A 14,843-nucleotide genomic window follows, 5' to 3' on the forward strand; every position below is an offset into this window, starting at 1 on the left:
GCGCTACGGTGGCTTACGGGGCCTTACTGGGTTGGGGTCCCGCCGCGACGCACGGCACGTTTGATATCCCCCAAACGGACCGCGCCGATGATCTGGCCGACACCGAAATAGACCACCGCGCCCAGCACGATCAGACCTAACAGCGCCAGATAGCGCCAGCTGGGCAGGTAGAACAGCCAGCCAAACTGCTGCACCAAACCAAAGAGCACAGCACCCATGATGGCGGAGGCGGTGAGAATGCGCAGGCTCCGGTCGTAGAACCGCTGGTCGAACCGCGCGACCTCTCCCATGCGGCGTGCGCCCAGCCACAGGCAGGCGACCATGGTCCAGCCCGCCACAGTCGCTGCGATGGCAGGGGCGATCCAGCCCAGATAGGGTTTCAGGCCAAAAGCCAGCACCGCATTGATCACCATCGCCACCACTGCGTAGCGGAACGGTGAGCGCGTATCCTCGCGGGCAAAGAACAGCGGCTGCAGCACCTTTTGCAGCACAAAGGCGGGCAGGCCAGCGCCATAGATGGCAACCGCCAAGGCAATGGCGGCCACGTCATCGGCACCGGTCGCGCCGCGTTCATACAGGACGGACACAAGAACCAACGGAACGGCAAGAAAAGCCGCAGTTGAGGGCAGCGTGAGCAGCAGTGAGAATTCGCCGGCACGTGAGAACGCATCGCGTGCGCCCGCATCGTCACCCGCCCGCAGGCGGCGCGACAGATCCGGCAGCAGCACGATGCCGATGGCAATGCCCACGACCCCCAGCGGCAGCTGATACAGACGATCCGCGACAAACAACCAGCTCACCGCGTTTTCAATGTCAGAGGCCACCTGCTGCCCGACCACCAGATTGATCTGTGTCACCCCCATCGCCAGTGCCGCCGGCAGCGCCACACGGACGAGGTTTTTCATCTGCGGCGTCCAACGGGGCAGGCCGGGGCGCAGGCGTATACCGGTCCGGCTGGCGGCGATCCACACCAGCGCCAACTGCGCGACACCGGCCACCGGAATGGTCCAGACCAGCCAACTTATGACCTCGCCGCCCAAAACAGCGCCTGCCACCATGGCGGCGCAGGCAAAGATGTTGAGCAAGACAGGCGCCGCCGCCGCCGCCGCAAACCGCCCGGTGGCATTCAGCACACCGGAAAACAGCGCCGCCAGCGACATGCATAGAATATAGGGAAAGACGATCTGCCCGTAGCCCACCGCCAGATCAAACCGCGCATCGCCCACAAAACCGCCTGCCGTGGCCCAGACCAGTGCGGGCATGAACACCATGCCAAGCCCGACCAGCAGCAGAACCGTGATGGCCAGCAGGTTGAACGCTTCCTGTGCAAAGCCCTGCGGATCCTCGCCGCTCTCCAGCCGCTTGGCAAACATCGGCACAAAGGCTGCGTTGAACGCCCCCTCGGCAAAGAAACGGCGGAACATGTTGGGCAGCCGGAACGCCGCCACAAAGGCATCCATCAGCGGACCGGGGCCAATATAGGCGGTGATCAGGATTTCGCGCAGAAACCCCAGAATGCGGCTCGCCAGCGTCCAAAATCCGACGGTGAGAAAGCCTGACAGCAGTTTGATCGGCTTCATGTTCCGGCCCGCTTCGCCCCTTCGGCGATGGCACTGCGCAGCTTGGCTTCCAGCGATTTCTGCTTGGCCTCGGAGTAATATTTCAACCCGAACATATCCTTCACGTAAAACGCATCGACAACCTGCTCGCCATAGGTCGCGATGACCGCATTGGCGATATAGATATTGGCTCCGGCAAGGGTGCGGGCCAGATCATACAGCAGCCCGGGACGGTCGCGGGTGTCCACCTCGATGATCGTGTAGATCTCCGAGCCGTCGTTGTCGAAGGTGATATGCGTGGGCACGTTGAAGGCGCGTTCGCGCTTCTTGATCTTGTCGCGTGACTTCAGCGCTTCGCCGGCGATCACTTCGCCCTTGAGCGTTTTGTGGATCATCTCGCGCAGGCGGGGCAGGCGGTCTGCCTCATAGGGGTGGCCCTCGGTGTCCTGGATCCAGAAGGCATCGGTGACGTAGCCGTCTTTGGTTGTATAGGATCGCGCATCGACCACATTGGCCCCAACCAGCGCCAGCGCACCGGCGATGCGGGCAAAGATGCCGGGGTGGTCGGCCATGCAGAAACAGGCTCGCGTTGCATCCCGGTCTTCATCTGGATGCAGGCGGATGATGACCTCTGCGGGGTTGTCCCGCTCTGTCAGCTCTCGCAGCATTTCGGCAAAGTCGATATGCGCGGTGACATCCAGACCCTGCCAGTAGGGATCATAATGCCGCCCGGTTTCGATCTTCAGATCGGCTTTGGGCCAGTCGGGCAGGGCGGCGCGCAGGGCCTTCTTGGCCTCCGTGCCGCGATGGGCCCGGTTCAGCGCCTCCATGCCGTTTTCCAGCGCCTCGCGGGTCTGGTTGTACAGCGCGCGCAGCAGCGCCGCCTTCCAGTTGTTCCAGGTATCCGGGCCAACACCGCGAATGTCGCAGACCGTGAGCAGCAACAGCAGATCCAGCCTTTTGATTGTCTTCACCGCCTTGGCAAAGTCGCGCACGGTGCGCGGATCGGCAATATCGCGTTTCTGCGCCATATCCGACATCAACAGATGATACCGCACCAGCCATTCCACGGTTTCGCTGTCGCTCTTGCTGAGGCCCAGCCGGGGCGCCACCCGTCGTGCAATCTGCGCGCCGAGGATCGAATGATCCTGTTCACGCCCTTTGCCGATGTCATGCAGCAGCATCGCCACCAACAGCACCTTGCGGCTCAGCCCTTTGCGGAGGATTTCCGAGGACAGCGGCAGCTCATCCTCCAACTCGCCCCGTTCAATCGCCGCAAAGTTGGCGATCACCTGAATGGTGTGCTCATCTACGGTGTAGGAGTGATACATATTGAACTGCATCATTGCCACGATCGGCTCGAACTCCGGCACAAAGGCGCTGAGCACCCCCAGTTCGTTCATCCGTCGCAAGGCGCGTTCGGGGTTGCCATGTTTCAGCAGCAGATCAAGGAAAATGCGCCGCGCTTCCTTGTCGTTGCGCATTTCGTCATCCACCAGATGCAGGCTGGCAGTGACCAGCCGCATGGCATCGGGATGGATCAGCATCCCCGTGCGCAGCGCTTCCTCAAAGATCCGCAACAGGTTTAGTTTATCCGCACAAAAGGCATCGGGATCGGCGACATCCAGACGGTTGTGGATCACCGCATAGCCGGGCTTTACCCGTGGGCGGCGGCGGAAAATCCGTTCCAGCAGCGGTTCGCTTTTCTGGTGGGTGGCCTCCAGCTTGGTCAGGAAAATCCGGGTCACGTCGCCAACCTTGGTGGCGTGGCGGAAATACTCCTGCATGAAGACCTCAACCGCGCGCCGCCCGGCCCGGTCCTCATATCCCATGCGGGCGGCGACCTCGACCTGAAGGTCAAAATTCAGCTGTTCGGTGGCCCGTTTGGTCAGTAGATGCAGATGTGCCCGCACCGCCCAGAGGAAGTTTTCAGCCTTGGCAAAGGAGTCCAGCTCTTCCGGGCTGAACAGCCCCATCGGCACCAGTTCGGCGACATCCTGAACTTGATAGAGATATTTGGCGATCCAGTAGAGGGACTGCAGATCGCGCAAACCGCCTTTGCCCTCCTTGACGTTGGGTTCCACGACATAGCGCTCCCCCTGTTTCAGGTGGCGGGCGTCACGCTCGGCCAGCTTGGCCTCGACGAAGTCGCGGGCGTCCTTGGAAAACAGCTCCGCATTCAGCCGCCGGTCCAGATCAGCCGCCAGCCCGGCGTCGCCGTCCAGAAACCGCTGTTCCAGCATGGCGGTGCGAATGGTGAAATCCTCACCCCCCAGCCGGATGCAATCGCGGATGGTGCGGCTCGAATGGCCCACCTTCAGGCGCAGATCCCACAGAATGTAGAGCATCGATTCAATCGCGCTCTCAGCCCAGGCGGTGATTTTGTACGGGGTGAGAAACAGCAGGTCCACGTCGGACTGGGGCGCCATCTCACCCCGTCCGTAGCCGCCAACCGCAATCACCGCGATCCGTTCGCCCTGGGTGGGGTTGGACAGCGGGTGCAGCAGGCTGGTGGCGGTGAAATAGGCGGCAGTGACCAGACCGTCGGTCAGATAGACATAAGACCGGGTCAGGGCCCGTGCGGCAAAGGGTTCCTCGGCAAAGGCCTCGGCGATGGCGGCGCGCCCGGCCAGATTGGCCTCGCGCAGGATTTTCACAACGCCAGCGCGCAGCTCCGCCGCCGAGCAATCCCGCGACAGGGCGGTGATGGCGGCGCGCACGGCAACGGCGTCAAAAATTTTGCCGGGGTCGCAGATCAGCGGCCCCAGCAAAGGTGGGAGATGGACGGTGTCCGGCAGCGCTGGATCAGAATCCGGCACCGGCGAAGCTGCTGGGAGCTGGGTCAATAACCACAACCTTCTGTTCTTGGATTGTCGCAACCGCAAGGCCGCGTTCATTGGTGCCATCGGGGCGCAGGCGGAAAATGCCGCCGGTGCCCTGGAACCCATTGCCACGGGTCAGCGCCGCGCCGGTCAGCGCGTCGGATTTGCCTGCACTCACCAGTGCGCCAATGGCGGCGATCCCGTCATAGGCAAGACCACCGATCGGATGCGGAGCGGCACCATAGCTGGCCTGATAGCGGCTGCGGAATTGCTGCGACCGGTTGGTGTCGGGCATTGCAAACCAGCCGCCCTGCACACCCGGCAGGGCCAGCGTCTGTGCCGGAATATCCCAGCGGGTGAGGCCGATATACTGTGTTGCGGCCGGGTCCACGCCTGCCTCCGGCATCAGCTGGGTCAGCAGGGGCAGGGCACCGGCGGTATTCGCGGTCAGGAACACCGATTGCGCGCCGCTGCTGGCAACGGTTGAGCGGATCGTCGGGATGGCGTTGATCACGCCCTGCTGCGACAGCTGGTAGCTGACAGCGCCATTGATATTGGCCCCGGTACCTGCGGCTGCGCGCTCAATCGCCACACGGCCGGCCTGACCTGCGGGGTCGCTGCCGCTGACGATCACCATATTGCCCTTGCCCTGACGGGTGGCATAGCTGGTCAGACGGCGTGCTGTGTTGTCGAAGGTCGGCCCGAGGATAAAGACATTGCCACCGGCAATGGCGCTGTTGTTGGAGAAGGCCAGAACGTTGACGTTGCGCTGTGCGGCTACCAGACCCGCGGCATTTGCGGCCTCGGCATAGACTGGCCCCAGAATGATCCGCGCGCCATCATTGATCGCGGTGGTCGCGGCGGTTGCGGCCTGCTGGGGCGTGCCTGCGGTGTCATAGATTCGCAGATCGATCTGCGCCCCGTTGAGATCGGCAATCGCCATCCGGGCCGCATTCTCAAGGCTTTTGGCCAGCAGCGCATCGCCGGACTGGGCGGACCCGCGCGGCACCAGCAGGGCAACGGGCACGGGTTTGGTTGTGTTGATCGATGGCCCGCCACCGGTTGGCAAGGTATCACAGGCGGCCAGTGCCAGCGTCGAAACCACGGTAGCAGCGGTCATTGCCGCCTTGCGGGCGTGTTGAAAAACAGCAAACATAATGGACTTGAAACTCCCTTGTCCGGCGGCGTACGCCGTGTTGGTACCTGAGGGATCATAAACGACCAACAAGGCGGGTCCAGCGTGAATCACAAGATCGTCCATTTGCCATCCGGCCTCTACTTTGTTGCGACGCCCATCGGCACCGCGCGCGACATCACTCTGCGGGCGCTGGATGTGCTGGCTTCTGCCGACATGATCGCCGCCGAGGACACCCGTTCCTTGCGCAAACTGATGGAAATCCACGGTATTCCGCTCAATGGTCGGCAGATTGTGGCCTATCACGATCACAGCGGTGCAGGGGCCCGCGCACGCCTGCTGGCTGCGCTGGAGGAGGGGCAATCGGTTGCCTATGCCTCCGAGGCGGGTATGCCGCTTATTGCCGATCCGGGCTATGACCTCAGCCGCGCCGCCGCTGAGGCCGGGCATCTGGTGACCGTGGCGCCGGGGGCCTCTGCGGCGCTGGCGGCGCTGACACTGGCTGGCCTGCCAACGGATGCGTTTTTCTTTGCGGGCTTCCTGCCGAACGCCAGCGGCGCCCGGCGCAAGCGGCTTGAAGAGCTGGCAGCCGTGCCCGGCACGCTGGTCTTTTACGAATCGCCCAAGCGGATTGCGGCCTCCCTGCGCGACATGGCGGCGGTTCTCGGCGACCGTCCCGCCGCGCTCTGCCGTGAAATCACCAAGAAATTCGAGGAGGTGCGCCGCGACAGCCTGCTGACCCTCGCCGAGGGGCTGGATCAGGCCCCCGTCAAAGGCGAGATCGTGGTGCTCGTTGACCGGGCACGCGGCGTCAGTGTCAGCGACGGCGACCTCGACAGCGATCTGCGCGCCGCGCTGAAGGACAACTCCGTAAAAGACGCCGCCTCCATCGTGGCCGAGATGCACAATCTGCCCCGCCGCAAGATCTACCAACTGGCGCTCGATATGGCCAAGGACGCCGGCTGAGCGTGGCCGGGCGGCAGGACACCCCGCCCAGGCGCGCCTCGGCCCGTGGGCTACGTGGCGCAAAATCCCATCACGCCGGACAGGCGGCGGAGGAGTTGGTGGCGCGCCACTATGAACGGCAGGGCTATCAGATCGCGGCACGCCGCTGGCGGGGCGGCAGCGCTGAAATCGATCTTATCCTGCGGCTTGGGGCGATGGTGGTGTTTGTTGAGGTCAAACACAGCGCCACCCGCGATCAGGCCATGGCGCGCATCAATGCCGCGCAGATGCAGCGCATGATGGCCAGTGCAGCGCAGTTTCTTGCGGATGAACCGGCGGGCCAGCTAACGGAGGCACGGCTTGATGTCGCGGTGGTGGATGGCACCGGCAGGGTTGAGGTGCTGGAAAACGCCTATGGTCACGGTTGATCAGTTCAGCCATTGAACCCGCCGCCAAGCTGGGTCATGTATTCCGCGTGGGCGGTTTTGCCCATGTCATTTTGCCCATGTCATGAGGGACTGACATTATGAAAATCGCCTTTCAAATGGACCCGATCACCGACGTTGACATCAACGCCGACAGCAGCTTCCGCCTCGCTGAGGAGGCGCAGGCGCGCGGGCATAGCCTGTTTTTCTACGGTCCCGACCAGCTGGCCTATCAGGAGGGGCGCATCACCGCGCGCGGCCATGATATGACGGTCCAGCGGGTGGCTGGCACCCCGGCGGAACTCGGCCCGCGCCGCGAAGTCGACCTGAGCGACTTTGACGTGGTCTGGCTGCGTCAGGACCCGCCCTTTGACATGCATTACATCACCTCCACCCATCTGCTGGACCGTCTCAAGGGCCAGACGCTGGTGGTCAATGATCCGTTCTGGGTCCGCAACTACCCCGAAAAACTGCTGGTTCTGGATTTCCCCGAGCTGACACCGCCGACCACCGTCGCCCGCGATCTGGACACCATCAAGGCGTTCAAGGAGAAACACGGCGACATCATTCTGAAGCCGCTCTATGGCAATGGCGGGGCCGGTGTGTTCCGGCTCGACGCCAATGACCGCAACCTGACTTCTCTGCATGAGCTGTTCACCGGCTTCAGCCGGGAGCCGCTGATCGTGCAGAAATTCTTGCCGGATGTGTCGAATGGCGACAAACGGGTGATCCTCGTCGATGGTGAGCCGGTTGGCGCGATCAACCGCGTGCCTGCAGCGGGCGAAACCCGCTCCAACATGCATGTCGGTGGCCGTCCCGAGAAAATCAGCCTCAGTGACCGGGATCGCGAGATTTGCGCCGCCATCGGACCCCTGCTGCGTGAAAAGGGACAGATCTTCGTCGGGATCGATGTGATCGGCGACTATCTCACAGAGATCAACGTGACCTCACCCACCGGCATTCAGGAGCTGGAGCGCTTTGACGGGGTGAATATCGCCGAAAAGATCTGGCAAGCAATCGAAGCCAAGCTCTGAGCTATCAGCTGGGAAAACCCGCCTAGGCGGCAATGCGAAAACTGATCGCTTCGGCGATATGGGGGCGGCGGACATCCGGCGCCCCGTCCAGATCCGCGATGGTGCGGGCCACCCGCAGGACCCGGTGATAGCCGCGCGCGGTCAGTCCGAACCGGTCCGCTGCCTGCAACAACAATGCGCGGCTCTCGGCATCGGGCGTGGCCACCTCCTCCAGCAGTTGCCCCTCGGCATCGGCGTTCTGGCGCAGCCCCGGATGATCGTGGTAGCGGCTGGTCTGGATCTCGCGGGCGATGGCCACCCTTAGGGCGATCTGATCAGATGTTTCGCCCGCACTGGGCAGATCCAGATCGGCGAACCCAACAGGCGGCACATCGACTCGCAGATCAAACCGGTCGATCAACGGGCCGGAAATGCGTCCCAGATAATCCGCCGAACATTGCGGCGCGCGGGCACAGGCGCGGCTGGGATCGCTCAAGGCACCGCATTTGCAGGGGTTGGCAGCGGCCACCAGCATGAAACGGCTGGGGTAGCTGACATGAGCATTTGCACGCGCCACATTCACATGGCCGGTTTCCAGCGGTTGGCGCAGGGTTTCCAGCACAGCACGGCTGAACTCTGGTAACTCATCCAGAAACAAGACCCCGTTATGGGCCAGGCTGATCTCGCCGGGTTGTGCTCGCCTGCCACCGCCAACGATGGCTGCCATCGACGCGGTGTGATGGGGTTCCCGGTATGGCCGATTGCGACAAATGCCCCCTTCGTCGATCAATCCGCACAGGGACTGGATCATTGAGGTTTCCAGCGCCTCGGCTGGCGTTAGAACCGGCAGAATCGACGGCAGTCGCGCAGCCAGCATGGATTTGCCCGATCCCGGTGCCCCCACCATAAACAGATGGTGTCGCCCGGCGGCAGCAATCTCAAGCGCGCGTTTGGCCCGCTCCTGTCCTTTCACATCGCGCAAGTCCTTTGTAGCGGGGATGTCGATGACCTCACCGGGTTCGGCAGGCGTGATCACCATTTGCCCCGTGGAATGCCGCACGACGTCTGACAGCCCGCTGGCGCCAATCACCGTTGCATCACTGACCCAGGCGGCCTCGGCGCCCGAGGCTCTGGGGCAGAGCAGCCTCCGCCCCTCGCTGGCAGCGGCCATGGCTGCGGGCAGGGCGCCCACCACCGGCACAAGGCTGCCGTCAAGGGACAGTTCGCCAAGGGCAATGGTCTCTGATGCTGCTTCTGCCGGAATAATCTCAATCGCTGCCAGCAGCGCCAGCGCAATGGGCAGGTCAAAATGGCTACCCTCCTTGGGCAGATCCGCAGGCGACAGGTTGACCGTGATCCGGCGCGAGGGCAGGGCGATCGACATGGTCGCAAGGGCGGAGCGCACCCGTTCACGCGCCTCGCTGACTGCCTTGTCCGGTAGACCTACGATGGAAAAGGCAGGCAAGCCGGGTGCGACAGCGCATTGCACCTCAACCGGGCGGGCCTCAATGCCTTGAAAGGCAACGGTATACGCGCGCGAAATCATCTCTCCCCTTTCCGCTATGGGTGGGGAGAGATGCTTGGTGAACGTGGTTTCGGAGTCGTTAATGCGCGTGGAGGGCCCCTGAGGTTTTACGCATTATTTACCCTGATGGCTGACCGGCAGTTCAGCTCAACTGCCAGGGGATGCGCGGCAAATCAATCGGGTAGGGATCGGTGCTATACTTCACCTCATCCATTCGATCCTGCCAGCGGCGCAGCACAGGATCAGAAAGGGTGACGCGACAATAGGCACGCATCTCATCCGAAACAGGCAGGTCAAATCCGACAATGCGCGCCGCCACCGGCGCATAAAAGGCATCCGCGATGGAATAGCTGCCAAAGAGCCAGCCCTCGGCGCAGCCCGAGACCGTCCGCGCATGAGCAAACAGCGTCTCAATGCGCCGCAGATCCGCCAGAACCGCCTCAGAGGGTTCAAACCCCTGATAGATATGGGCCAATTGCATCGGACAGGCGCTGCGCAGCGCGCCAAAACCAGAGGCCATCTCCGCCACCAGCCAGCGGGCCGTCGCGCGCTGGCGCGGATCTTCGGGCCACATGCCAGCCTCGGGATGGCGCTCCGCCAGAGTTTCGGCAATGGCAACGGTCTCGCCAATCACCGTACCATCGGGCAGTTGCAGCGTCGGCAGCAGCCGCGCAGGCGCCAGCGCCGCCATTCTGTCCTTCATGGTGCCCGAAAACATCTCAATCAGAGAGACCTCATGGGGCAGGTTGAATTTTTCCAGCATCAGCCAGCCGCGCAACGACCAGCTGGAATACTTGCGATCACCGATATAGAGTTGATATGTCATAGCGCGAGGCTAACGCGTCATAGATCATTCTAAAATGTAATATTTGTGAAGAAAATCATCACGGATTGTGATTGATTTTGCCGCAGCCCCACCCCTGTTCCCAATCAGCCCCCCGATGGGTGAGTTCCGTGACCGACAGATTGTCGATCCGGTGCGAGAAGGCCTCTTCAGCGGTCAGCCGCTCGGCCCGCTGGATCTGCGTCAGGATCTGGCCAAAATGGCCCACCACAATCAGATTGCGCCCGCGATGGGTGTCGATCAGCCCATTGATGGCCCCATTCACCCGCGCGCAGACCTGATTCCAGCTTTCGCCGCCGGGAGGGGTCACGTCGCCGGGGGTTTCCCAATAGGCGCGGATGCGGTCGGGGTCTTCGGCGTCGATCTCGCGCCAGCTGCGCAGCTCCCAGGCGCCGAAATGAATCTCGCGCAGATCCGGATGATCCTCCAGCCGCTGCCGGTCGCGCCCGATAGCAGTCGCCGTGTCGCGCGCCCGACTGAGGTCGGAGGAGACCACCAGCGCCTCAGCGGGGAGATATCCATGCAGCCGGTCCAGCGCGCCCGTGTCCGACAGATCAGCCGGCAGATCGGACCAGCCGACCATGGATTTGGCATGGGTTGGGCCGTGACGGACCAGAAACAGTCTCGTGATCGCATCGTTGCTCATAGCGTTCCTTTCAGCACCTGCGGTAGCCCGGCGGTGACCAGCACGGCCCGGTCAGCCATCCCGGCCAATGCGATATTGAGCCGACCCTGCGCCTCGCGGAACTGCCGGGCCAGCGCATTGTCAGGCACGATGCCGTGCCCCACCTCGTTTGACACCACCACCACCTCAGCCGCGCAGCGCTGCAAGGCATCCAGCAGGTGGTGCTGCGCCGCCTGCAAATCCGCCTCCGCCAGCATCTGATTGCTGAGCCACATGGTGGCGCAATCCACAAGACAGATCTGATCCGCCGCCAGCGAGTCGAGCACCGGCGCGAGGTCCATCGGCGCCTCATTGGTGGTCCAGCCGGTGCCCCGCTGATGAAGGTGGCGGTCAATCTTCGCGCGCATCTCATCGTCAAACACTTGTGAAGTAGCGAGGTAAACCCTGTCTTTACCGGAGCTTAGGCAGAGGCTTTCGGCAAAGGCCGACTTGCCAGACGCTGCGCCGCCAAGAATGAATGTGACTTTAGACGGCAATTTTACTACCCTGAACATATCGAGTGTTGCGTGACTGGGTAGCCACGGGTGCGATGCAGCACAAGATGTGTTGACCACAAGGGCGCGTCAACCTGCCTAAGATGACGCCGTATTTCAGACGTTTATTGCACCCCAGACCGGCCCGATGTGGCGGCGCGTTATGCGTTTTTCGCCACAACCTGTCCGGCCACAGACAACAGTCCCGACCCTATTTTCGGGAATTTGCCAATTGTGAAGTGATCCAAATCCGCGCGGCGCGCGTAAACAGATCAAAATTCATCTACGGGGAAGAAAAATGGCACTTGATACCATGATCGAAAACCCGTTGCCCAAGCGGGCAATGAAGGCGGAATTGCTGGACGCGGAAACAGAGCTGCAACTGGCCTACGCCTGGCGGGATGAACGCGATGTGCAGGCACTGCACCGTTTGATCAACGCCTATATGCGACTGGCCATCTCGATGGCGTCCAAATTTCGCCGCTACGGCGCGCCGATGAATGACCTTATTCAGGAGGCGGGTCTGGGCCTGATGAAGGCGGCAGACAAGTTTGACCCTGATCGGGGTGTGCGCTTCTCCACCTATGCGGTCTGGTGGATCAAGGCCTCCATTCAGGACTATGTGATGCGCAACTGGTCGATGGTGCGGACCGGGTCGACCTCCTCGCAGAAATCGCTGTTCTTCAATATGCGCAGGGTGCAGGCCCAGCTGGAGCGACAGGCCCAGTCGGAAGGCACGCGCCTGGACCAGCATCAGCTGCACCAGCAGATCGCCACCGAAATCGGCGTGCCACTGCGGGATGTGCAGATGATGGACGGGCGGTTGGCGGGCGCGGATTTTTCGTTGAATGCTGTCCAGTCAGCCGAGGAAGAGGGGCGCGAGTGGATCGAGGCGCTGGAAGACGACAGCGCTCAGGCCGCCGAGCTGGTCGAGGAAAGCCATGACACCCGGCAGCTGCGGACTTGGCTGGTGGAGGCGATGCAGGCGCTGAACGACCGCGAACGCTTCATCATCACGGAACGCAAACTGCGGGAAAAACCGCGCACATTGGAGAGCCTCGGAACCGAGCTGGGCCTGTCCAAGGAGCGTGTGCGCCAGCTGGAGGCAGGTGCCTTTCAGAAGATGCGCAAATCGCTTGAAACCTGTTCACGGGAAGTCCAGAACTTCCTCCTATGAAAAACCATAGTGATGTTATCAACAAAGGCGCGCCCCGGATCGGACGCGCCTTCCTTATGCGCGGCTCAGCACTGGGGCGCTTGGCGTTATGCGCAATGGTTCTGGCCGTTGCCATGGCGGGCAGTGGCGCGGCAGACAGCAATATCGGACATGCCCCATCGCCTGCGGTGCTAGCTCGCTCCAGCGCTGAGGTGCTACCGGTTCTGGCTGAGGCCGACGTGGTCTTTCTGGGTGAGGTACATGACAATCCGGCCCATCATCAGGTACAGGCGGAATTGATCGCGCAATTGCTTCCCCAGGCGGTGGTCTGGGAAATGATCACTATGGAACAGTCGCAAAGACTGACACCAGCGCTGCTGCGAGACGCTGCCGCCTTGGCCGAAATACTGGATTGGGCACAATCCGGCTGGCCCGACTTTGCACTCTATCAACCGGTATTCTCCGCCAGCAGTGAGGCTGCGCAATTCGGCGCCTTGGTGCCCCGCGCAGACACCCGCCGCGCGATGGAGATCGGGGTGGCCGCCTTCTTCGGTGTGGAGGCGTCGCGATATGGCCTGACGGATCCGCTGCCAGAGGCGCAGCAATCTCAGCGGGAGGCGGATCAACTGGTCAATCACTGCAACGCCATGCCACCTGAAATGCTGCCGGTGCTGGTTGATTTGCAGCGACTGCGGGACGCGGCGCTGGCACGTGCCGTTTTGATCGCGATGCAGCAGCCAGATTATGACAGATCCAAGGGTCCTGTTGTTGTCATCACCGGCAATGGTCATGCACGGCTGGATCGTGGCGCCCCAGTGGCGCTGCACAAGGCACGTCCCGATTTGCGGATCGCGGCCCTTGGCCAGTCCGAAGACAGCCAGATCGCGGGCGTGTTCGATGTGGTTCTGGACGCGGTTGCCATCCACCGTCCGGATCCCTGTCTGGCGTTCCAGTAACAACCCTATCCCGGCGCCAGGCCAGGGGTCGCCGAAAACCGTTTCACACTGGCGGCGTGGCGCAGTAGAGTTTGCCGGGACCTGCGGCAAGGATGGGCAAATGCTGGCGAACAAACGTATTCTCCTGATCATCGGCGGCGGGATTGCCGCCTATAAATCGCTGGAGCTGATCCGTCGGCTGCAGGATCAGGGCGCCGAGGTGGTGCCGGTCCTGACCAAGGCGGGAGAGGAATTTGTGACCCCCTTGTCAGTCTCTGCACTGGCCGGGCAGGCAGTCCACCGGGACCTGTTTGATCTGACAGCCGAGGCTGAGATGGGCCATATCCAACTGTCGCGCAGCGCGGATCTACTGGTGGTGGCCCCGGCAACCGCAGATCTGATGGCGAAGATGGCCAATGGTCACGCCAATGATCTGGCCTCCACCCTGCTGCTGGCAACCGATACGCCGGTGCTGTTGGCGCCTGCGATGAATGTGCGCATGTGGCAGCATCCGGCGACCCAGCGCAATCTTGAGATCCTGCTGGCGGATGGTGTTGCTTGCGTCGGCCCGGATGAGGGCGGCATGGCCTGCGGTGAATTTGGCCCCGGCCGTCTGGCGGAACCGGACGCCATTGTTACCGCGATTGTCGCCAAACTCTCCGACGGGCCGCTGAAGGGACAGCGTATTGTCCTGACCTCCGGCCCCACCCATGAGCCGATCGACCCGGTGCGCTATATCGCCAACCGCTCATCCGGAGCGCAGGGAACTGCGCTGGCCCGTGCTCTGCGCGATCTGGGCGCTGAGGTGGTCTTCATCACGGGCCCTGCCAGCGTCGCGCCGCCCGAGGGGGTTGAGGTGGTGGCCGTGGAGACCGCGCAAGAGATGGCCGACGCGGTGACCGCCGCCCTGCCTGCGGACGCCGGTGTCTTTGCCGCAGCCGTGGCCGACTGGCGGGTCACCAGCGCCTCTGATCGCAAGCTGAAGAAATCGAAGGATGGCCTGCCAGTGATGGAATTTGCCGAAAACCCCGACATCCTCAAAACCGTGTCGCATCTGGATGAGGGGCGGCCGAGACTTGTTGTGGGGTTTGCGGCAGAAACCAATGATGTGGTGGAAAACGCCACCGCTAAACGCCTGCGCAAGGGCTGTGACTGGATTATTGCCAATGATGTCTCCCCCGCGACAGGTATCATGGGCGGCAGCGAAAACGCGGTTGTGCTGATCTCAGATCAAGGCGCAGAGAGCTGGCCGCGCATGGACAAGGGCGCTGTCGCACGTCAATTGGCGGATCGCATCGCAGCGGCGCTCACAGAGAGAGGCTGAGC

At 62.5% G+C, this 14,843-nt stretch carries 13 protein-coding genes; 6 read left to right on the forward strand and 7 right to left on the reverse strand.

Features of this window, described 5'->3' with window-relative positions; translation table 11 throughout:
• Positions 1-23 precede the first annotated feature (23 nt).
• Genes murJ through INHI_RS0100955 form a run of 3 tightly spaced genes read right to left on the reverse strand, consistent with a single transcriptional unit; the run spans position 24 to position 5,537 of the window.
• A complete protein-coding gene (murJ, locus tag INHI_RS0100945) occupies positions 24-1,580 on the reverse strand; it encodes a murein biosynthesis integral membrane protein MurJ (RefSeq protein ID WP_027246401.1) in 1,557 nt (518 codons plus the stop codon).
• The gene (locus tag INHI_RS0100950) at positions 1,577-4,405 is read right to left on the reverse strand and encodes a [protein-PII] uridylyltransferase (RefSeq protein WP_027246402.1); all 2,829 of its coding nucleotides are present in this window, start codon (positions 4,403-4,405) and stop codon (positions 1,577-1,579) included. The genes murJ and INHI_RS0100950 overlap by 4 nt, the downstream gene beginning before the upstream one ends.
• Complete coding sequence (locus INHI_RS0100955; RefSeq protein WP_027246403.1) at positions 4,365-5,537, reverse strand: penicillin-binding protein activator; 1,173 nt, start codon at positions 5,535-5,537, stop codon at positions 4,365-4,367. The genes INHI_RS0100950 and INHI_RS0100955 overlap by 41 nt, the downstream gene beginning before the upstream one ends.
• A gap of 84 nt (positions 5,538-5,621) precedes the next feature.
• Here INHI_RS0100955 and rsmI point away from each other — a divergent pair, with 84 nt between their 5' ends.
• The 3 genes from rsmI (at position 5,622) to gshB (ending at position 7,920) form a co-directional block, all read left to right on the forward strand.
• A complete protein-coding gene (gene rsmI / locus INHI_RS0100960) occupies positions 5,622-6,482 on the forward strand; it encodes a 16S rRNA (cytidine(1402)-2'-O)-methyltransferase (protein ID WP_027246404.1) in 861 nt (286 codons plus the stop codon).
• A gap of 2 nt (positions 6,483-6,484) precedes the next feature.
• The gene (locus INHI_RS0100965; protein WP_014875572.1) at positions 6,485-6,889 is read left to right on the forward strand and encodes a YraN family protein; all 405 of its coding nucleotides are present in this window, start codon (positions 6,485-6,487) and stop codon (positions 6,887-6,889) included.
• 98 nt (positions 6,890-6,987) lie between these two features.
• Entirely contained in the window at positions 6,988-7,920 is a 933-nt protein-coding gene (gene gshB / locus INHI_RS0100970; protein WP_027246405.1) for a glutathione synthase, read from the forward strand.
• Positions 7,921-7,942: 22 nt separating this feature from the next.
• Here gshB and INHI_RS0100975 read toward each other — a convergent pair whose 3' ends face one another.
• From INHI_RS0100975 to cobU, 4 genes are all read right to left on the reverse strand, one after another.
• Positions 7,943-9,445, reverse strand: coding sequence for a YifB family Mg chelatase-like AAA ATPase (locus INHI_RS0100975; RefSeq protein ID WP_027246406.1), 1,503 nt, complete (start codon positions 9,443-9,445; stop codon positions 7,943-7,945).
• Positions 9,446-9,566: 121 nt separating this feature from the next.
• Positions 9,567-10,250, reverse strand: coding sequence for a glutathione S-transferase (locus tag INHI_RS0100980; protein WP_027246407.1), 684 nt, complete (start codon positions 10,248-10,250; stop codon positions 9,567-9,569).
• Positions 10,251-10,308: 58 nt separating this feature from the next.
• Complete coding sequence (locus INHI_RS0100985; protein WP_036766728.1) at positions 10,309-10,914, reverse strand: histidine phosphatase family protein; 606 nt, start codon at positions 10,912-10,914, stop codon at positions 10,309-10,311.
• Complete coding sequence (cobU, locus tag INHI_RS0100990) at positions 10,911-11,429, reverse strand: bifunctional adenosylcobinamide kinase/adenosylcobinamide-phosphate guanylyltransferase (RefSeq protein WP_014880878.1); 519 nt, start codon at positions 11,427-11,429, stop codon at positions 10,911-10,913. Before cobU ends, INHI_RS0100985 begins: the two co-directional genes overlap by 4 nt.
• A gap of 295 nt (positions 11,430-11,724) precedes the next feature.
• Between cobU and INHI_RS0100995 the strand changes: the two genes are divergently transcribed.
• The 3 genes from INHI_RS0100995 (at position 11,725) to coaBC (ending at position 14,841) form a co-directional block, all read left to right on the forward strand.
• Positions 11,725-12,603 carry an RNA polymerase factor sigma-32 gene (locus tag INHI_RS0100995; protein WP_014875566.1) on the forward strand — a complete coding sequence of 293 codons (879 nt, stop codon included), beginning with the start codon at positions 11,725-11,727 and terminating at the stop codon, positions 12,601-12,603.
• The gene (locus tag INHI_RS0101000; protein ID WP_027246409.1) at positions 12,600-13,538 is read left to right on the forward strand and encodes a ChaN family lipoprotein; all 939 of its coding nucleotides are present in this window, start codon (positions 12,600-12,602) and stop codon (positions 13,536-13,538) included. The genes INHI_RS0100995 and INHI_RS0101000 overlap by 4 nt, the downstream gene beginning before the upstream one ends.
• A 100-nt stretch (positions 13,539-13,638) precedes the next feature.
• Entirely contained in the window at positions 13,639-14,841 is a 1,203-nt protein-coding gene (gene coaBC, locus INHI_RS0101005; protein ID WP_027246410.1) for a bifunctional phosphopantothenoylcysteine decarboxylase/phosphopantothenate--cysteine ligase CoaBC, read from the forward strand.
• Positions 14,842-14,843 lie beyond the last annotated feature (2 nt).

The sequence above is a fragment of the Phaeobacter inhibens DSM 16374 genome, from assembly GCF_000473105.1.
Classification (GTDB): domain Bacteria; phylum Pseudomonadota; class Alphaproteobacteria; order Rhodobacterales; family Rhodobacteraceae; genus Phaeobacter; species Phaeobacter inhibens.

Bases quoted from the DNA above. Each gene is read 5' to 3' on its own strand.
- murJ (WP_027246401.1), bottom strand. From the start codon at position 1,580: ATGAAGCCGATCAAACTGCTGTCAGGCTTTCTCACCGTCGGATTTTGG.
- INHI_RS0100955 (WP_027246403.1), bottom strand. From the start codon at position 5,537: ATGTTTGCTGTTTTTCAACACGCCCGCAAGGCGGCAATGACCGCTGCT.
- gshB (WP_027246405.1), top strand. From the start codon at position 6,988: ATGAAAATCGCCTTTCAAATGGACCCGATCACCGACGTTGACATCAAC.
- INHI_RS0100975 (WP_027246406.1), bottom strand. From the start codon at position 9,445: ATGATTTCGCGCGCGTATACCGTTGCCTTTCAAGGCATTGAGGCCCGC.
- INHI_RS0100980 (WP_027246407.1), bottom strand. From the start codon at position 10,250: ATGACATATCAACTCTATATCGGTGATCGCAAGTATTCCAGCTGGTCG.
- INHI_RS0100985 (WP_036766728.1), bottom strand. From the start codon at position 10,914: ATGAGCAACGATGCGATCACGAGACTGTTTCTGGTCCGTCACGGCCCA.
- INHI_RS0100995 (WP_014875566.1), top strand. From the start codon at position 11,725: ATGGCACTTGATACCATGATCGAAAACCCGTTGCCCAAGCGGGCAATG.
- INHI_RS0101000 (WP_027246409.1), top strand. From the start codon at position 12,600: ATGAAAAACCATAGTGATGTTATCAACAAAGGCGCGCCCCGGATCGGA.
- coaBC (WP_027246410.1), top strand. From the start codon at position 13,639: ATGCTGGCGAACAAACGTATTCTCCTGATCATCGGCGGCGGGATTGCC.